The following is a 19,347-nucleotide window of genomic DNA, read 5'->3' as shown; positions in this document are numbered from 1 at the left end:
CTGGGGCGCACCGGCCTCACCCGGCCACTCCCCTGCCGTTGACCATGAGCGTGACCAGGTCGAACACCACGGTCGCCGCGGCGACGGAGGTGATCTCGGCGTGGTCGTAGGCGGGTGAGACCTCGACGACGTCGGCGCCGACGATGTTGAGGCCGTTGAGGTTCCGCAGCAGGCGCAGCAGTTCCCGGGACGTGAGGCCACCTGATTCCGGGGTTCCGGTCCCCGGGGCGAACGCCGGGTCGAGGACGTCGATGTCGACGGACACGTAGACGGGTGCGTCGCCGACGCGCTGCCGCACGGCGTCGACGGCTCCTTCGATGCCGATCACGTCGAGGTCGTTGGCCCGGATCGTGCGGAACCCGAAGGACTTGTCGTCGTCGAGGTCGATCTGATCGTAGATGGGACCGCGGATGCCCAGGTGCATCGAGTGGTCCTCCACCAGCAGTCCCTCCTCGAAAGCGCGGCGGAAGATGGTCCCGTGCGTCACCGGCGCGTTGAAGTAGGTGTCCCAGGTGTCGAGGTGCGCGTCGAAGTGCACCAGCGCCACCGGACCGTGCTCGCGAGTCACCGCGCGCAGCATCGGCAACGCGATCGTGTGGTCACCGCCGATCGCGACGATCCTGCGATCGCTGCCGCCGAGGACCTCGGTCGCGTGCGCCGCGATCTGGTCGACGGCGTCGTCGATGCTGTAAGGGCTGCACGGCACGTCCCCGGCATCGACGACCTGGACCTGCTTCAGCGGTGCCACGCCCAGATCGACGTGGAAACCCGCGCGGAGGTTGCGCGCCGCCTGCCGCACGGCCATGGGCCCGAAACGAGCGCCCGGACGGTAGGAAGTGCCTCCGTCGAAGGGCACGCCCAGGATCGCGATGTCGAAATCTCCGACCGCCCCGACGTCCGGGATCCGGGCGAACGTACCCGGGCCGGCGAAGCGGGGAACCTTGGTCGAATCGACGGCACCGATCGGTTCGGCTGTCATCTCGTCGTGCTCCTTCACTGTCGAGGTTCCTGGATCAGATCGGGTTGCGCCGTGCCGCCGATCTCGCTTCCGGAGGCCGAGGTCTCGCTCAGCGACCGGCCACGCGTCTCGGTTCCCCACGACGCGGTGACGACGAATCCGATGAGGGTGACCGCCGCCCCGGCGAGCAGCGCCGTCGGCGCTCCGAGCTGGAGGGCGAAGGGCATCAGGTAGGTCCCGAGCGCGGATCCGATCCGGCTCAGCGCCGTGCCGACACCGACCGCGGTCGCGCGGACCTCGGTCGGGAACAGCTCGTTCGGGTAGACGACCTGGAGGAAGTTCGAAGCGCCTGAGCTGACCGCGAACACCGCGAGGGCCGCGAAGAACAACCACCCGGGCACCCCCGGGATGACGGCGGGGACCAGCAACGCCGCTCCCGCGACGACGAACGACCACAGCAGCAACGGGCGACGGCCGATCCGCTCCACCAGGTAGAGCCCGGGGATCCCGCCGACGACGAACAGGGCCGCGATCAGCGTCGACCCGCCGTAGGTGTTCGCGTCACCGGTCAGCCCGAACGATTCCAGCAGGTCGGGCCCGAAGGTGTACACGGCGAACATCGGGATGACCTGCGCGGTCCAGAACACCGCCACGAACGCGGTCCGCTTGAGGTAGGGACGCCGGAAGACCGTCCAGTAGGACGTCGCGACCGCTCGCTCATCGGGCAGGTCCGTGACGTCGTAGGCATCGCCGTAGACCGTCTTGATGGCGACGCGCGCTTCTTCCGTCCTCCCCTTGCTGAGCAACCAGCGCGGCGATTCCGGTGTGCCGAGCCTCAGCAGGAGGGTGATGACGGCGAACAGCGCGGGGCTCGCGAGCATCCAGCGCCAGGCGTCCGGGCCGAAGTCGCGCAGGGCGAATCCCACGAGGTAGGCCACGGCCGCACCCACGGCCCACACCACGAACGTCGCGCCGATCATCCGGCCGCGCACCCGGCGCGGGAGGAACTCGGTCAGCAACGACGTGGCGATCGGGTAGTCGGCGCCGATCGCCACGCCGAGCACGAAGCGCAGCACCAGGATCTGCCACACGTCGGTGGCGAACGCGGTGAGGATCGAGGTCGCCGCGAGCACGACGAGATCGGCGATGTACATGACCTGGCGTCCGACCTTGTCGGTGACGTAGCCGAAAACGCCGCCGCCGACGAACACGCCGATGAGGCTCGCCGCCCCGACCAGTCCGACTTCGGTGGTGCTCAACGCCATCGCCGGTTCGAGCGTGATCAACGCGATGCCGATGATCGTCAGCGCGTATCCGTCGATGAACGGTCCGCCCGATGAGTAGGCGGTCAACTTCTTGTGGAACGTCGTCAGTGGTGCGTCGTCGATGGAATGGTTCGAGGTCGTCATCCGGACCTCCTCCCGCCACTTGCAGCGGCCACAGCGGTGTGGGCAAGTCGGTTCGCCACACAGCTCTACGCGCCGGGGAAGCGGCCCGGAAGCCGACATCTGCTCAAAACCCGGGCGCCGTCTTGAGCGATCGCACGAAAGGTTTCGGACGAACGCGCGATCCTCGTTACGGTGGGGCATGGGCATCACGGTCGGCGAGCTCCTCGACATCCCGCACCTGGGTCTCCGGCTGCACTCGGGCTCGAACGGCCTGGGCAACACGGTTGCCTGGACCCACACCTCCGATCTGCCCGCGCCGTGGGAGTGGATCACCGGCGGCGAAATGCTGATGACCAACGGGATGTCGTTCCCCCGCAAGGCCGATGACCAGGTCGAGCTGCTCGAACGGCTCGTCGCCGCGGGTGCCAGCGCCCTGGGCATCGGCGAACGCATGCACTGCCCGCCGCTGCGCCGACGGGTCGAACGAGCCAGCGAGCGGCTGCGGTTCCCCGTGCTGTGGATCCGGTACCCGTTGCCCTTCGTCGCGATCTCCCGGGCGGTCGCTGAGGCGACCCTGCTAGAGCAGTCGCAGCGGCTCATCAAGACGCAGCGGATCTACGACGCGATCAGGCGCACGACATCGCGGACGCACGGCCGCCCCGACTTCCTCACCGCACTCGAGAACGAACTCGGCTGCGAGGTCCACCTCCTGCACCGGGAATCCGGTGAACCGTGGTACCCGGGCGTGAAACCGCCCGACCCGGTCGCCGCGAACGCGGTGCGCCGCGGTGACACCGCCGCGCGACACCTCACCGGAGGTGCGTTCGGCATCGCGCTCCCGGACGACCGCGAACTCCTCATGGTCGGCGTACCGACCCAGGAGTGCGCGACGCTGATGGTCGTGCGAAGCCGGAACGCGGCTCTCGACGGGGTTCTGCTGCAGCACGCCGCGACGGTGGCGGCGCTCGAGCTGTCCCAGACGCAACTGGCGTTGGAGCAGCAGCGCAGGTTCGGAGCGGAGCTGCTCAACCAGTTCCTCGACGGCCGCATCGACCAGCAGGTGGGACACCAGCAGCTCGTCGATCTGGACCTCGACCCCGCTCGAAGCGTGCTCGTCACCGCGCAGAGCGACGACGACGGGCGGCTCCAGGAACTGCCCACCGCGCTGTGGCGCCACGGCATTCCGCACGTCTGCAGGCATCGATCCGGGCGAACCCACGTCCTGGTCGACGACAACGACGAGCTCGACCTCGTGCTGACCACGACCCTGGGCAAAACAGCGCGCGTCGGCATCAGCCGTCAGCTCGGCTCCGTCGCGCGACTCCCGGTGGCCGCCCGGGAGTCGAGCTGGTCGCTGGGCATCGCGGATCGGACGGCCACGGCGGTCGTCCGTCACGACACCGCGACCCCGTGGATCGGTCTGACCGACATCGCCGACGCCCAGGCACTCGTCGACCGGGTCCTCCGGCCGGTGCTCAGCTACGACGAAGACCACGGCACCGACCTGCTGGGAACGTTGCACGCCTTCCTCGGCAACCAGCGCTCGTGGCAGCGCACCAGCACAGCGCTGCACGTCCACCGGCAAACCGTCCTCTACCGCGTTCGGAAGATCGAGGAGCTCACCCACCGGGACCTGAGCGAGACCGGCGACATCACGGAGCTGTGGCTGGCACTGCGCGCGCTCCAACTGGTCTCGGAGTGAGGACGGGTCTGCTGGACACGCGGCCCGAGCCGTTCCGCGTGCGTCCAGCTGCGTGTGGGGTGGGGGGCGGGGTCAGACTGTGGTCATGTCTCAACCGCCGTTGTTGCTCGCGCTGGATCTGACGGGGACGTTCGCGTTCGGTCTCAACGGTGCGCTCACCGCTGTGCGGATGGTGCGGCTGGACCTGGTCGGGGTGCTCACGCTGGGCATGATGACGGCGCTCGGCGGCGGCATCCTGCGAGACATCCTGATCGGGTCGCTGCCGCCCGCGACCTTCAGCGACGTGCTCTACCTGGGCGTGGCCGCCGGTGGGGCGCTCGTGGCGTTCTTCATCAGCGTGGAGCTGGAGCGGTTCGCGAAGCTGATCACGATCTTCGACGCGGTCGGGCTCGGCGTGTTCTGCGTGACCGGCGCCAGCAAGGCGCTGACGTACGGGCTCGGCGGGGTGCAGGCCGTGCTGCTGGGGGCGCTCACCGCCGTCGGCGGCGGGACGCTGCGCGACGTGGCGATCAAGCGGGTCCCGTCGGTGCTGACCAGCGACTTCTACGCCGTCCCGGCGCTGGTGGGTGCCGCCCTGACCGTGTTCGCCGTGAACCTGGGGATCTACGGGATCGCGAGCGCGCTCGTGGCCGCGGCGGTGTGCTTCACCATCCGGATGCTGGGGGTCCGCTACAGCCTGCGGGTGCCCAGCACGCCGCGGCGCGATGGTGCGGGCCGACCCGCGGTGGCACATCCTGGCCGAGGTTCCGCGCGCACGACCAGGAGTGAGACCAGCATGGACACGTCACGAGCCTCGGCGGTGCTCGCCGATCTGGACACCGCGCTGTCCTGGCAGGAGGACTTCTACCGGGACCTGCACGCGCACCCGGAGCTGTCCCACCAGGAGACCAGGACGGCATCGCTGGTCGCCGAACGGCTCCGGGAATCCGACTACCAGGTGCACGAGAAGGTGGGCGGGACCGGCGTGGTCGGGGTGCTGGCCAACGGTGACGGGCCCACGGTCCTGCTGCGGGCCGACATGGACGCCCTGCCCGTGCAGGAGGCGACCGGCCTGCCCTACGCGAGCACCGCCACCGCTGACGGCGAACCGGTGATGCACGCGTGCGGTCACGACGTGCACGTGGCCTGCCTGCTCGGGGCCGCGCAGCTGATGGCCTCGGCCACCGGGCGCTGGAACGGCACCCTGGTCGTGCTGTTCCAGCCCGCCGAGGAGGTCGCCGACGGCGCCCGGGGCATGGTCGACGACGGTCTCCGCGCGCTCATCCCCCGGCCCGACGTGGCGCTGGCCCAGCACGTGCTGCCGATGCCGGCCGGGACCGTGGCCACCAACGCGGGCCCGACGCTCGCCGCGGCCGACAGCATGCGGATCACCGTGCACGGGCGCGGTGCTCACGGGTCCATGCCGCAGTCGGCGATCGACCCCGTCGTGCTCGCCTCGATGATCGTCGTGCGGCTGCAGACGGTCGTCGCCCGCGAGATCGCGCCCGGTGAGCCGACCGTGCTCACCGTCGGCAGCATCCGTGCGGGCACCAAGAGCAACATCATCCCCGACCGGGCGGAGATCCTGCTCAACATCCGCACCTACAGCGAGCGGACCCGCGCGGACGTGCTCGACGCGATCGAGCGCATCGTCACCGCCGAGTGCCAGGCCTCGAAGTCGCCCCGCGAGCCCGAGTTCGAGCTGTTCGAGCGCTTCCCGGTGACCGACAACGACGCCTCCTCGACCGGCAGGGTCGCCGAGGCGTTCGCCGGCCACTTCGGGGACCGCGCCGGGCCGCTCGGCCAGTGGGCCGCCAGCGAGGACTTCAGCGACCTGGCCACCGCCTTCGACATCCCCTACGCCTACTGGGGCATCGGCGGCATCGATCCCGACCTGTTCGAACGCGGCTCCCAGGACGTCCCGGCGAACCACTCGCCCACCTTCGCGCCGGTGATCCAACCGACGCTGACCACGGGCACCCAGGCTCTCGTCGTGGCCGCTCTCGCCTGGCTCTGACCGGCGACCTTGCTCACTCGAACGGGGCACACTGTTCACCACTGCGTCCGCACCGAAGGGCGACCAGTTCACGATCGGTTCATCGGTTCAGCCGAAGGTTGTGTCGCTTTCGTCAGATTGGAGCACTTTCAGTGGACACGACTTCGGCCCGCCGCCGTGCGGCAGCGGGTGCCGCCGCGCTCGGCATCCTCGCCACCGGACTCGCGGTGACGCCATCGGTCTCGGCGAACCAGGCCTCCCCCATCGAGCGGATCCACCGGGACCTGCTCGACCACTCCGACCGCGCGCCGCTGCTGGCGGCCGCGCACCGCGGAGCCTGGCGCGACCACCCGGAGAACTCCCTCGCCGCGATCGACGAGGCCGTCCGGGACGGCGCCGAGATCGTCGAGATCGACGTGCGCAAGACCGCCGACGGCCACCTGGTCCTGATGCACGACGAGACCGTCGACCGCACGACGAACGGGACCGGCGAGGTCTCGGACCTGACGCTGGCGCAGATCAAGCAGCTGCGGCTGAAGGAGCACCTCGGCGGCGAGCAGGCGGCCCTGACCTCGCACTCGGTCCCGACGCTGGACGAGGCCATGCTCGCGGTCAAGGGTCGCGCGATGGTCAACCTGGACAAGGGCTGGGGCATCCGCGAGGACATGTACCGGGTGCTGCGGGCGACCGGCACGGTCGACCACGGGCTGTTCAAGGGCAGCCCGACCGTGCAGGAGGCCGCCGACTTCATGGCCACCGATCCCGAGATCCTCTACATGCACATCATCAAGGACGAGAACGCCGACGTGGTCGGGACTTTCCCCGGTCGCCAGCCGGTGGCCTACGAGGTCGTGTTCGACCAGCTCACCGACCCGCAGGTGCAGCCGGCGCTGCTGGATCGGATCCAGCAGGACAGCCGCGTGTGGATCAACACGATGTGGCAGGACCTCGCCGCCACCTACACCGACGAGGCGTCCCGGCGGGACCCGCAGCTCGGCTGGCAGGCCGTCGTCGAGGAGCACGACGCCTCGATGATCCAGACCGACGAGATCGAGGGCCTGCACCACTGGCGCAACGGCGGCGACATGAGCCGCTGGGAGGCCCAGCCCGGCGACCGCACCGTGCGCGTCCAGGCCGAGGACCACGCACCCGGTGGTGAGGGCGTCGGCTACCACGACCTCGACCCGAACACCTGCGGCGGAGAAGGCGGCGTCGACGTGTGCGACGTCGAGGGCGCGATCGCGGTGAGCTCCGTCCAGTCCGGCGAATGGATCAAGTACTCGGTGGACCTCCCGCGGTCCGGCGAGTACGAGGTGTCGGCGCGGCTGGCCTCCGACGGCGCACCGGCCGGGCGCATCGCCCTCGAGTGGGCCGACGGGACCACCGGACGCCACGACATCGGAAACACGACGCACCTGACCCGGGCCTTCGACCTGCAGCCGCTGGAGACCCGGCACTTCGAAGCGGGCAGGCACGAGTTCGTCGTGAAGGTCGACGACGACGTGGCGCCCCGCTTCAACCTCGACCTCTTCCAGTTCGACCTGCGGTAATCCGAAATCACGACGAGGGGCCGGCTCCGACGGGGCCGGCCCCTCGTCGTGCCGGCGGGTTGAAGGAACCGCACAAGTGGCACTGGCCGATTTGTACGTTTCCCACAGTGGCGTTGGTCTGAACGTCTGCCATGATCGGGCTTGAACGGTGAGGTCACATCACGGGAGGGCTGGTCATGGGCGGCGCTATCGCACGCACCCGTCGTGGTCCACGGGCCTCAGCGGTGATCGACTCGCCCCCCGAAGACCGCGCGACCGTCCGGCCCAGACCGGTACGCCGCCGACGGTAATCACCCAGCACGGCGCAGCGGCGCGAGCGGACATCCTCCGCCGACGCCCCGCCGAGCCTTCTCCCGATGCCGCGCACCTCGGATCGATGAGATCCGCGCGTTCCCCCACGCATCGCGGCCCACGCCTTGATCCCGGCGCCCCCACACACCGACCCGTCGACACGAGGAAAGACCATGACGACCACGCAACCCCACTGGATGACCCAGGACGCTCACGACCGGCTGCGGGCCGAGCTCGCAGAACTGGTCTCCCACCGTTCCGCCGCCGAGCTGGACGACGAGGGGCACCGGCGTGCTCGCATCCGGCAGATCAGGGATCTGCTGGACAACGCCGTGGTCGGTGACCCGCCGCCGGACGACGGGGTCGCCGAGCCCGGCATGCAGCTCACCGTCCGCTACGACGACGGCGAGATCGAGACCTTCCTGCTCGGCACCCGCGACGGGACCGACACCGACGGCCTCGCGGTCTACTCCCCCGAGTCGCCGCTCGGCGCCGCCCTGACCGGAGCCCGGCAGGGCGACGAGCGCACCTACGACGTCCCCAACGGCGGCACCGAGCGGGTCACCCTCCTCAAGGCGGTCCCGCACCGCCCGTGACCCGTTCTCGGGTGATGCTGCGCCCGGGCAGCACTGGTCCGAACCGTCCATGATCAATGAACGGTTCGGACCGGAATCGCGCTCGGGCTCAGCCCTGCTGCGCTGCCTTCTCGATGGCGTCGATGATCCGCGGACGCAGCTCGTCGGCGCGCACGATCGCGTCGACCGAGCCGACCTCCACCGCGCGCTGGATGCTGTGCACCCGGTCGAACTCCGCAGCCACCTCGCTGAGCTTCTCGGCCCGCACCTCGGCGCGGACGTCGGCCAGCTTCAGGCTCTGCGCCGCTCGTTCCGGACCGTCGGCAGCCGCCACGAGCTCGTCGAGCTCCCGCACCCTCGGGTCGTTCGCGGTGCGCTCGTTGACGTCACCCGCGAAGACGACCGCAGCCGCCGGTGCGCCACCGATCACCGAGGCGTAGGAACCCTCGACCGCGAGGACGGTCATGTTCGGGTTGAGCGCCTTGGAGAACACGACGAACGCGCCGCCGTGGTAGCGGGAGATCACGCAGAACACGATCGGGCCGTCGAAGTTGACGATGGCCCGGCCGATCTCGGCGCCGTACTCCAGCTGCAGCTTGCGCATGGACTCGGGTGAGCCGTCGAACCCGGAGAGGTTCGCCAGCACCACCAGCGGCCGGTTCCCGCTGGCCGCGTTGATCGCCCGCGCGACCTTCTTCGACGACCGCGGGAACAGCGTGCCCGAGGTGTAGGCGTCCGGGCCGTCGGTGGGCGGGAACCCGCGCCGCGCGACCGAACGCGATTCGACACCGATCAGGCAGACCGGGCTGCCACCGAGGTGCGCGTCCTGGACGACGGCCGTGTCGGCGTCGGCCATCCCCGCCCAGCGCTCCAGCACCGGGTGGTCCTGGTCGGACACCGCCCGCATCACGGTCCGGATGTCGAAGGACTTCTTGCGGTCCGGGTTGTGCTCGGACGAGAAGATCTGACCCACGGTGCTGAAGTCGCTGTCGGCGAGCTCGTGCGGGTAGGTCGAGATGTCGCGGTCGCGCGGGTCGCTGCTGCCCGCACCGCGCGGTCCGGACTCGCCCGGGGCGATGTAGGTGTGCTCGTAGTGGGCCATCAGCACGTCGTTGGCCGCGGCGAGGTTCGGCGCCCAGTACTGCGCTTGACCGTTGGGGCCCATGACGCGGTCGTAGCCGCCGATGCCGAAGTTGTCCTCGGCCGAGACACCGCCGGAGAAGTCCAGCGACTGCTTGCCGGTGAGCACCATCGCCGAATCCGGCGTCATCACCAGGATTCCCTTGGTGTGCATGAGCATCGTGGCCTCGGCGTTCCAGTACGGCTGCGCACCGACGTTGATGCCCGCCACCACGACGTTGATCTCACCGCCACCCTGGGTGAACGTGACGATCTTCTTGAGCGCGGCGGCCACCCAGTCCATGTTCTCGGTGCCCGAGGACATCGAGATGCGCGCACCGGCCGACAGCGCGAACCACTCCAGCGGCACCCGCATCCGCTCGGCCAGGTCCAGCGCGGCGATCACGCGGGAGCACTCCGGCTCCGACAGGGCGCCCAGCGCCTTGGTCGGGTCGCCCAGCAGCACCACCCGCGACATGCCCTCGGGGTGCCGGCGCGTGGGCGTGGTGACCACGCCCGCCACGATCGCCGCCGAGTTCTGCCCCTTCGGCCGGTCCACCGGCACCAGCACGCCGTCCTCGTCGAGGTCGTGCTCGACGAACGTGCCGTGCGCACCGGCGAGCATCTTCGTCAGCTCGTACGGGTAGGCGGTTCCGCGGTTGGCCGCCCGCAGCACCTTCTGCCGGTAGGAGTCCAGCGGCTGGATCGGCTCCACCGACGGCTGCTCGACGGAGAACCGCATCCCCGCCCCGGCGTCGTAGCCGATGCGCACCGCGACCTCGCCGAGCTCGCCGGTCTCCGGGTCGGGCTGGCGCACCAGGAACAGCACTTCCTCCAGCCCGGCCCCGGCCGTCGTGGGCAGCACGCGCTGCGCGACGACGTCGAGCTCGTCCATGGACAGCTCGTTCGGAGGCCAGACGTAGATGACGATGCGGTTGGTCCCGGATCGCTTGTTCGCCTTGGGCTTCGTCGCCTGGGCCTTGCGAATCGCGTCGAGGCACGCGGTGAGCACGCCCTCCGCGGCGGGCAGCGCGACGAGCCTGCCGTCGGACTCCCGCAGCGGTGTCAGGTCGCGCACCTGCGCCAGCGCCACCAGCCGCTCGTCGGCCGGGTTCTGCGGTGCCACGCACCGGAACAGGTAGACCTCCTCGTCTGCCGAGGGCAGGCGGTCGAGGTCGAACTCGCGCAGCCGCTCCAGCTGCATCCGGTCGGCGAGCAGCGGGTGCAGCCCGCGGATCAGGCGTTCCTCGGCGAAGCCCTCCGGCGACGGGCGGAAGGTGAAGTGGTGGTGCATCACCGCACCGCTGGGACCGGCCACCGTGGTGGTGATCCGGTTGACCTGGCTCGGCAGCTGCTGAGCGGCGAGCACCTCGCCGAGCCGGGCCGCCATGGCGTCGGTGTCGTCGGGCTGGCCGTCCCACACCAGGTAGACGTCGGCGACCAGGTCGCCGTCGGTGGCCAGCTCACCGATCGCCCGCACGACGTCGGGCAGCGCGGCGAAGTCCACCGCCGTGCTCACCACGCGCGAACCGGCGCTGCGGTGCTCGGCGGTGACGAAGGTGCAGTCGGCGACCTGGACCGCGCGGACGTCGTCGAGCTCCCGGTTGCCGTAGTAGCGGCGGGCGAGCACCTCCAGCAGCGGCGCCGGGTCGGTGCCCTCGCGGCCGATGCGCTGGCCGACGAGCCGGACCAGCGGTTCGGCGCTGGAGACCATCGCGGAGATCCGCTCGGCCCGGTCCGGTGCGGCCGGGTTCTCGTCCAGGTGCTTCAGGTGCTTGCGCACCCCCGCGTAGACCTCCGCGCGGTGGCGGCGCAGCATCGGCTGGGCGAACCAGCGGAACGCCACGGTGCGGGCGAGGTCGGACAGCGCGGGGAAGCGCAGCTGGGTGGCCGCGACCAGGTGTTCCAGGGCGAGACCGGCGGGCTGGCGGTGCGCGCCGGACGGCGGTGCCTCGGCGAGCCACTGCCGCAGCAGGGTCGACACCGCCGCCTCGTCCGAGGAAGCGCGCTGCTGGGCGAGGAAGATCCGGAAGACCGCTTCCTCCAGCTCCGGGGTCCGGTCCAGCTCGTCGACGCCGTAGTGGGCGAGGACCTTGACCAGGCGCCGCTGGAACGTCTCGGACAGCCCGGCGCGCTCGACGTCGAGGCTCTGCAGGTAGGTGTGGAAGTACTCGCGCGAGCTGTGCACCCGCGAGTCCGCCGCCGTCTCCTCCCCGACCGGCCGGTTGCGGCTCAGCTCGGAGAGGTCGGCGAAGACCTCCAGGAGCTCGATCTCCTCGGCCAGCGGACGTCGTCCGGCCTCGACCAGTTCCTCGCGGGCTCGCAGGTAGTCGTTGAGGACCCGGCGTTCGTCCTGCGGATCCACGTCGAACCCGAGCAGCATGCTGCGCAGGTCCTGCCGGCTGCGCGTCGCGCGCTCACCCGCGTCGATCCCCTCCCGCCCCGGAGGCAGCTCGAGATCGGCGGTCTCGGACGCGGCCTGCTCGTCGCCGGGCTCGTCGGCGTCGCCGAGCGGCTCCAGCCGCAGCAGCGGCGCGCCCGTCTCGACCTGACTTCCGGTGCGCACCAAGCACTCCCGCAGCTTGGCCCGGAACGGGGCGCGCAGCACGGTCTCCATCTTCATGCTCTCCAGCACGAGGACCGCTGCGCCTTCCTCGACCTCGGCGCCGACCTCCAGCGGGGTCGCGACGACCAGCGCGGGCGCGGGCGAGCGCAGCACGCCGCCCTCGTCGCGGCTGACGCGGTGCGCCACGCCGTTCACCTCGGCCAGGCACACCGGGCCGTGGGTGTCGGTGACCAGGCGGTAGCGCTCGCCGTTGACGGTGAGCTGCTCGACGTGGTCGTCGAAGCGCTCGACCTCAACGTCGGCGGTGTGGACCGGACCGCCGTTGCCGGCGCTGATCCCGATCCGGAACCGCTCGTGCCCGATGCGGGCCACCTGCACGCGGTAGGAGTTGCCGCGCAGCTTGAACTCCAGGGGCCTGCCGCTCTCGTGCTGCGCCTGCGGCCGGCCGCCGTGCGCGGCGGCCAGGAACCTCTGCCGCTCGACGAGCTCGGCGTCCTCGTACGCCTCGATCCCGGCCGCGGCCAGGGCGATCGCGGAGTGCCGGTGCGACTGGAGCTCACCCTCGGCGCGCACCCGGTCGATCCAGCCCGTGTCGGCGGACCCGTCGATCACCTCGGGCCGGTCGAGCAGGTCGAGCACGAAGCTCTTGTTGGTCGCCCCGCCGGAGACGATCACCGTCGTCTGCGCCATGGCGCGGCGCAGCCTGCCCAGCGCCTCGTCGCGGTCGCGCCCCACCGCGATGATCTTGGCGATCATCGAGTCGAAGTCGGCGGGGATGCTGTCGCCCTCGTCGACGCCGGTGTCGACGCGGATGCCGGGTCCTGCGGGGAAGTCGAGCCGGACGATCTTGCCCGGTGCCGGTGCGAAGTCGCGCTCCGGGTCCTCGGCGTTGAGCCGGGCCTCGATGGCGTGCCCGGATTCGGCGGGCGGGTCCCCTTCCAGCTTGCCGCCCGAGGCCACGTGCAGCTGGGCCTTCACCAGGTCGACGCCGGTGGTGGCCTCGGTGATCGGGTGCTCGACCTGCAGCCGGGTGTTGACCTCCAGGAAGGCGAACAGCCGGTCACCGGGGTGGTAGAGGAACTCCACGGTCCCGGCGCCCCGGTAGTCCACGGCCAGCGCGAGCCGCTCGGCCGCGGCCTTGAGCTCGGCGTTCTGCTCGGGGCTGAGCACCGGCGAGGAGGATTCCTCGATGACCTTCTGGTTGCGCCGCTGCACGGAGCAGTCGCGGACCCCCAGCGCCCACGCCGTGCCCTGGCCGTCGGCGATCACCTGGACCTCGACGTGCCGGGCGCCGGTGACCAGGCGTTCCAGGAAGACCGCGCCGCTGCCGAACGCCCGCTCGGCCTCCAGCCGGGTGCGCTCGTAGGCGTCGGCGAGTTCCCGCTCGTCGTGGATCACGCGGATGCCGCGCCCGCCGCCGCCCGCGGTGGCCTTGAGCATCAGCGGGTAGCCGATCTCACCCGCGCTGCGCACGGCCGCGTCCAGGTCGGCGACCTCGCCTCGGCTCCACGGCGCGACCGGGACACCGACCTCCTCGGCGATCAGCTTCGCGCCGATCTTGTCGCCGAGCTTGCGCATCGCTTCGGCGCTCGGACCGATGAAGGTCACGCCCAGCTTCTCGCAGAGCTCGGCGAACGCCGGATCCTCGGCGACGAAGCCCCAGCCGACCCAGGCCGCATCCGCCCCGGTCTCGACCAGCGCCCGCTCCAGCACACCCAGGTCCAGGTAGGGCCGGTCCCGAGCGGCACCGAGGTCGTAGCCGAGGTCCGCCTCCCGCACGAAGGCCGCCGAGCGGTCCGCGTCGGTATGGAGGGCGACGGTCTCGATCCGGGCCCCTGTCTCGGCCTCGACCTCCCGCACAGCATGAATCAGCCGCATCGCGGCTTCCCCGCGGTTGACGATCGCCACACGACGGAACACCGACAAGACCTCCCAATCACCTCACGGGAGCTGGCGCTCCCGACGTTCAAGAACACCCTCCCGGTTACCGGGAAGTAGGGATATGTAGCCAGCCTGGCGTGGTGGGCCCCGAAAATAGTCGAGACCCACCAAACGGAAGCTCTGCGGACGCCGCCGGTAGGTCCGCGGTCACGATCCGGCGTCGATCATCGGAACCGTTGGTGGACACTGGTGGCGCACACGCACCCCTGGAGGAACCGAATGGCCTTCACCCCGCAGACCTGGCCGGGCCGGGTCATCCCGGCGGACCGGGAGCAGGTCGAGCTGGCCACGAGGAAGCTGTTCGGCGAGCTCTTCCCAGGTCACCCGGTGACCTCGGAGGCCGTCGCGATCCTCAACCGCTGGTTCGACGCGGGCTGGTGCGTGGACGCGATCAAGGTCGCGCTCGACAACCTCCCGGAGGGCCGGGAGGGCTTCCAGCCCCGGCGGGGCGACCGGGAGTCGCCGGAGGACTTCCTGGTCCGGCGGTTGCGGAAGTGGTTCCGCGACTCGGACGACGACTTCGAGCGCAACGCGCGGCTGGCCCCACCTCGGGCCGGGCAGTCGCTGGACATGCACCTGCGGCTCAAGCGCCAGCAGCAGATCAACGACGGCCTGGTCACCCGACCCCGGCGACTGTCCGCCGCCGGGCAGCAGGCCCGTGAGCAGGTGCGGGAGCGCGCGGGCAAGGGACGCCCGGACGCGATCGCCCGAGCGCGCGCCCGGGACGCCCGCGTGCAGCGGGCGATGGACGCGCTCGACGTCGACGTGCCGCCCGCTCACGCCGAGAACGGCCCGAGCGCTCCGGACGATCGACGCGGTTCGCAGATGGTGGCCGCCTACGCCGCCCGGACCGCGACGGTCAAGAACGACCCGACCGTGCGACGCATCCTCGCCCGCCTCACCGAGGAACGCCGGCGCCCGAACGCGCAGGAGACCACGATCCTCCGCCGCGCCGTGCGCGGCGCCCAGCAACGCGCGAGCCTCGGCACCCTCGACGCAGCCACGGCGGATTCCACCAACGCGGTCCTCGGCGAGGACGCGCAGCGCATCCTCACCTACCTCGACCACGCCGTGAACTCAGGCCTCACCCTCGACCAAACCCTCGCCCTCATGCACACCCAGGTCGACGCCGTGAGGTCGCGGGGGCGGGACTGATGTGGTTCGGACCACTGATGTTCACGTGTTCTTGATCCGGTTGTCCAGTTGTCGCAGATCTGCCCCGAAAGTCTAAGACGCCTCTAGATTCCGGAGGCGCTGGCAACTTTCGGGAGGACGTGTGACGAACAATCGGATCAACCCCGTGATCAAGCTGCTCATCGCCGCTTTCGCCGTGCTCGGCTTGCTCGGTGGCGGCAGCGCCGTGATCGCCCCGACCGCCACCGCCGCGGTCGCGCAGGCCTGCGAGGTCAACGGTTGCGACGAGGCTCGCAGCTCGAACGAGATCTGGGCCTCGCTGAACTACCCGTCGGAGCGCGGCTGGGTGGACTGGCCGGACGGGCAGTGCAACTTCGCCGGCGGCACCTACAACAACTACGAGGGCCAGCTCCCCGAGGGCCACGACTACCTCGAATTCGACGTGACGCCGCGCGAGTGCGGCGCCCAGCGCCAGGCCTACCGCTTGGTCCTGGACACGACCACCAACGAGGTGTACTTCTCCCCCGACCACTACGGCACCTTCCACCTGCTGTAACCGGCACGCCGGACCGTCCATCGGCCACCCGGTGGACGGTCGGCCTGCGAACGCGGCAAGGCGATTCATCGACGTGAAAAGCACGCGTTGCGGAATCCGGTGAAGCCCCTTCCGCCGTGACGGGTTCCTCCCGCGCACGGCAAGGCGCAGTCGCACAACGGTCTCCAGGCACGAATCGCCGAATTCGAAGTTCACGAACAACGAGGAGCCAGGAGCCGGCCCCGACATCAGTAGCGCACGAGCGCCGCGACTCCGTCTTCGCAGCTGGTGCCGGGCAGGAGCTCGGTGAACTGCGCGTTGCCGTGCACCGCCGAACGCAGCAGCAGAGCGCTCGCCGGTGCGACGAACGCCGCGTCGTCACCCAGCGCCGCCGCATCGCTGACCACGGCCAGCGGATCTCGTCGGGACGCCGTCAGGTCCGGATCGCCGTTCCGATCGGCCGCCAGCAGCAGCGTTTCGACCCTGCCCTGCGACAGCGCCTCCATCACCGGGTTCAGGCCCTGCAGGGCCTGGCCTCCGGCCAACTGCGCCTCGAGCTGGTCGAGGACCTGCTGATGGCTTTCGAGCATCGCCTGGTGCATCGCCTCGTCCACGCTCGCCCGCAGCCCGTCGAGAGCCGACTGGTCGGTCCGCCCGCCTTCGACGTAGACGAACCGCCCGGCGGGTGGGCGCGTCCTGAGATGTTCTCGCAGCAGGCCGATGGCCTTCGGGTCTCCCGCGATCAGGATGACCGCGGCCTCGACCTCCGCAGCCGCCTTCCGGATGTCCTCGGCGACCTGTTCGGTGTTCTCCGACCACAGGTTCACCGAGCGCCGGTGGTAGGCGGCGTGCGAGACGGCACCCGCGCGCACGCGGCTGATGTGCAGCGTGGAGCCGTTGAAGGTGCGCTGGAAGGACGGCGCCGCAGCGGCCGCCGGGTAGGCGTCGACGTCGGCTCCCTCGCGGTCGACCGCGACGACGACGTGCGCCAGCTGGTGGTCCCGATCGATGGCCAGCGGAAGCGGGTCGGCCACCGGCAGGTGCACCGCGCTGTCCTTGCGCGGCGGTTCCGCCATGGTGTGGGCGGCGAGGATCCGCCCACCGGAGGCGAAGATCGCTTCGCCCTGCGGTCCCGCGACGTCCTTCGCTCCCCCGACCACGTCGTCCACGGCGGCCAGGGTCTCGGCCGCAGCACCTTGCTCGCCGAGCGAGCGCCGCGCGGCCTTCCACCGGAGCTCGATCTGCTTGTCCGCGTCGATCGGGCCGCGGCTGGTGTCCAGGTGCACGGAGGCGACATCACCCTCGCATTCGAACACCGGACGCAGGAACTGGAGATCCATCGGTCACCTCGTTCGCTCGGCAAGCGCCTCCGCTGCCATGGGAACGCCGCCGGCGGTCAGGTGTCATGTCGATCCCCGGTCGGTTCCGTCGTCCGCAACCAGGCCCGCCAGGCGAGGTGGGCGAAGGCGATGATCACCAGCACGTCCACGACGTAGGCAACCCACTCCAAGCGGAGAACTCGCCCGAGCGGGAAGGCGATCGCCGCCAGGCAGATCAGGGAGGCGTCCCACCACGGGGCCGTGCGGGTCCACAGCAGCAGCGCACCGAACGCGAACATGGCGGCGGGGAAGGAAGGTCCCGGCAGCCACAGCACGAGCAGGCTCTGCGGTGGGTAATCGGCGAACCGCTCCAATCCGACCCGATCGTGCAAGCCGAACGCACCTTCGAAGAAACCCTGGAGTCCGAACGCGATGGTGCCGAACATCCCGACCAGCAACAGCAGGAGCCACAGCCCTGCCGCGACCGGCACGCGTTCGCGCAACCGCTCGTACTCGCCGATCAGTCCGAAAACCCAGGGCACCGTGGAAAGCGCGATCAACATCCCGCCGTTGACACCGTAATGGCCGTCGACCCAGAAGAACGGTGAAGCGGCGAAGACGACCGGCCCGACCACCATGGCCACTGCCTGCAACCGCTGCACGACCATCGCCGAAGACTATGGCCACTCGCACGGGCCCGCAAAAGCGACGCGGCGTCGCCGGTACCCGCGCGTGAGGTTCACCGTTGCGGTCGGGGTTCGCGAGGTTTCAGCTGGAACCGACGTCCCGGACCGGCCGGTCGCGTCACCGGCCGGTCGAGTGGAAACCCCCGTCGGCGTGGAGGATCGCGCCGGTGGTCGCCGGGAGCCAGTCGGACAGCAGGGCGCAGAGGGTGCGACCGACCGGTTCCGGATCGGTGGTGTCCCAGCCCAGCGGAGCCCTGTCCCGCCAGGCCGTTTCGAGGTCGTCGGGGCCTCCGATGGAGCGCGCGGCGACCGTGCGCAGAGGGCCCGCGGCGACCAGGTTGACCCGGATCCCGCCGGGACCGAGCTCCCGAGCCAGGTAGCGGGTCGTGGATTCCAAGGCCGCCTTGGCCACACCCATCCAGTTGTACCCCGGCCAGCTCACGCCCGCGTCGAAGTCCACGCCGACGATCGAGCCTCCGGCAGGCATCAGCGGGCGGCAGGCGACCGCGAGGGATGTCAACGAGTAGGCCGAAACCTCCACCGCTGTCGCGACGTCCGGCCACGGGGCATCCAGGAAACCCTCGCCCAGGCAGCTCGGGGGCGCGTAGGCGATCGAGTGCAGCACGCCGTCGAGGCGGTCGACGTGCTCACGCAGCCTCGGTGCGAGATCGTCGAGCATGGTCTGGTCGGTGACGTCGAGCTCGATCACCGGCGGCGGGTCCGGGAGCCGGTTGGCGATGCGCCGCACCAGGCTCAGCCGGCCGTAGCCGGTCAGCACGACGCGAGCGCCCTGCTGCTGGGCGACCTTCGCCGCGTGGAAGGCGATCGACGACTCCGTCAGCACCCCGGTGATCAGGACCTGCTTGCCCGCGAGCAATCCCGGCATCTCATTCCTCCTTCTCCTCCGCGGGCTCAATGGCCCATGCCGGCGCCGCCGTCGACCGGGATGAGTGCGCCGGTGATGTACCCGGCCTGGTCCGAAGCCAGCCAGCGCACCGCTGACGCCACCTCGGCGGGCTCGCCGCAGCGGCCCAGCGGGGTGCCGTCGAGGATCTGCTGCCTGCGGGCTTCCGACAGCCCCTCGGTCATGTCGGTGCTGATCAACCCGGGCGCGACGACGTTGACCGTGATGCCGCGCGAACCCAGTTCGCGGGCCAGCGAGCGCGCCATCCCGAGCAGACCGGCCTTGCTCGCCGCGTAGTTGGCCTGGCCCGCCTCACCGCGGTGCGCGACCACCGACGAGACGAAGATCAGCCGTCCTCGGCGCTGCCGCAGCATGCTGCGCGCACCGCGCTTGGCCACCCGGTAAGCACCGGTCAGGTTGGTGTCGACGACCCTGCTGAACCGGGCTTCGTCCATGCGCAGCAGGAGCTGGTCATCGGTGATGCCGGCGTTGGCCACGACCGTGGTGATCGGGCCGAGCTCGGTCTCCGCCTCGTCGAACGCCGCGTCGACCTGACCCGAGTCGGTGACGTCGCAGGCGACGCCGAGGAACCCCTCCGGCGCCCGTCCCCGGTGCGTGACCGCGACAGGTTCGCCCGCCGCCTGGAACTCGCGGGCGATCGCCAAGCCGATCCCCCTGCTCCCGCCGGTCACCAGTGCTGCCAC

The 19,347-nt window shown here is 70.6% G+C and carries 13 protein-coding genes; 6 read left to right on the top strand and 7 right to left on the bottom strand.

The genetic code is table 11. The annotated features are described in order from the left end of the window. Positions 1–16 precede the first annotated feature (16 nt). A complete protein-coding gene (gene speB / locus KBO27_RS05785) occupies positions 17–979 on the bottom strand; it encodes an agmatinase (protein WP_210968896.1) in 963 nt (320 codons plus the stop codon). 14 nt (positions 980–993) lie between these two features. After that, positions 994–2,367 carry an MFS transporter gene (locus KBO27_RS05780; RefSeq protein ID WP_210968895.1) on the bottom strand — a complete coding sequence of 458 codons (1,374 nt, stop codon included), beginning with the start codon at positions 2,365–2,367 and terminating at the stop codon, positions 994–996. A gap of 178 nt (positions 2,368–2,545) precedes the next feature. Here KBO27_RS05780 and KBO27_RS05775 point away from each other — a divergent pair, with 178 nt between their 5' ends. The 4 genes from KBO27_RS05775 (at position 2,546) to KBO27_RS05750 (ending at position 8,460) form a co-directional block, all read left to right on the top strand. Next, a complete protein-coding gene (locus KBO27_RS05775) occupies positions 2,546–4,048 on the top strand; it encodes a PucR family transcriptional regulator ligand-binding domain-containing protein (RefSeq protein WP_210968894.1) in 1,503 nt (500 codons plus the stop codon). Between the two features lie 85 nt (positions 4,049–4,133). Further along, on the top strand, positions 4,134–6,044 hold the full coding sequence (locus KBO27_RS34510) for an amidohydrolase (protein ID WP_307870257.1): 1,911 nt from the start codon (positions 4,134–4,136) through the stop codon (positions 6,042–6,044). 131 nt (positions 6,045–6,175) lie between these two features. After that, positions 6,176–7,573: a glycerophosphodiester phosphodiesterase family protein gene (locus tag KBO27_RS05755; protein WP_307870256.1), complete on the top strand. Its 1,398-nt coding sequence runs from the start codon at positions 6,176–6,178 to the stop codon at positions 7,571–7,573. 464 nt (positions 7,574–8,037) lie between these two features. Further along, positions 8,038–8,460, top strand: a complete 423-nt coding sequence (locus KBO27_RS05750; protein ID WP_132685291.1) for a GreA/GreB family elongation factor — start codon at positions 8,038–8,040, stop codon at positions 8,458–8,460. An 88-nt stretch (positions 8,461–8,548) separates the two neighbouring features. Here KBO27_RS05750 and KBO27_RS05745 read toward each other — a convergent pair whose 3' ends face one another. Next, positions 8,549–14,044, bottom strand: coding sequence for an ATP-binding protein (locus tag KBO27_RS05745; RefSeq protein WP_210968893.1), 5,496 nt, complete (start codon positions 14,042–14,044; stop codon positions 8,549–8,551). Positions 14,045–14,284: 240 nt separating this feature from the next. On the opposite strand from KBO27_RS05745, the gene KBO27_RS05740 reads away from it, so the two are divergent. After that, entirely contained in the window at positions 14,285–15,220 is a 936-nt protein-coding gene (locus KBO27_RS05740; protein ID WP_210968892.1) for a hypothetical protein, read from the top strand. A gap of 121 nt (positions 15,221–15,341) precedes the next feature. After that, on the top strand, positions 15,342–15,755 hold the full coding sequence (locus KBO27_RS05735) for a ribonuclease domain-containing protein (RefSeq protein ID WP_210968891.1): 414 nt from the start codon (positions 15,342–15,344) through the stop codon (positions 15,753–15,755). Positions 15,756–15,982: 227 nt separating this feature from the next. On the opposite strand, the gene KBO27_RS05730 is transcribed toward KBO27_RS05735, so the two are convergent. The 4 genes from KBO27_RS05730 to fabG all read right to left on the bottom strand — a co-directional run bounded on the left by KBO27_RS05730 (position 15,983) and on the right by fabG (position 19,347). Next, on the bottom strand, positions 15,983–17,074 hold the full coding sequence (locus KBO27_RS05730) for a baeRF2 domain-containing protein (RefSeq protein WP_210968890.1): 1,092 nt from the start codon (positions 17,072–17,074) through the stop codon (positions 15,983–15,985). A gap of 56 nt (positions 17,075–17,130) precedes the next feature. After that, positions 17,131–17,721, bottom strand: a complete 591-nt coding sequence (locus KBO27_RS05725) for a hypothetical protein (RefSeq protein WP_210968889.1) — start codon at positions 17,719–17,721, stop codon at positions 17,131–17,133. A gap of 136 nt (positions 17,722–17,857) precedes the next feature. Next, on the bottom strand, positions 17,858–18,625 hold the full coding sequence (fabI, locus tag KBO27_RS05720; RefSeq protein ID WP_210968888.1) for an enoyl-ACP reductase FabI: 768 nt from the start codon (positions 18,623–18,625) through the stop codon (positions 17,858–17,860). Positions 18,626–18,651: 26 nt separating this feature from the next. Next, positions 18,652–19,347 (bottom strand): 3-oxoacyl-ACP reductase FabG, encoded by a 696-nt coding sequence (gene fabG, locus KBO27_RS05715; protein WP_210968887.1) that lies wholly within the window; start codon positions 19,345–19,347, stop codon positions 18,652–18,654.

Source organism: Saccharopolyspora endophytica (assembly GCF_018070075.1).
Lineage (GTDB): Bacteria > Actinomycetota > Actinomycetes > Mycobacteriales > Pseudonocardiaceae > Saccharopolyspora > Saccharopolyspora endophytica.
This window is presented reverse-complemented; position numbering and strand designations above follow the sequence as displayed.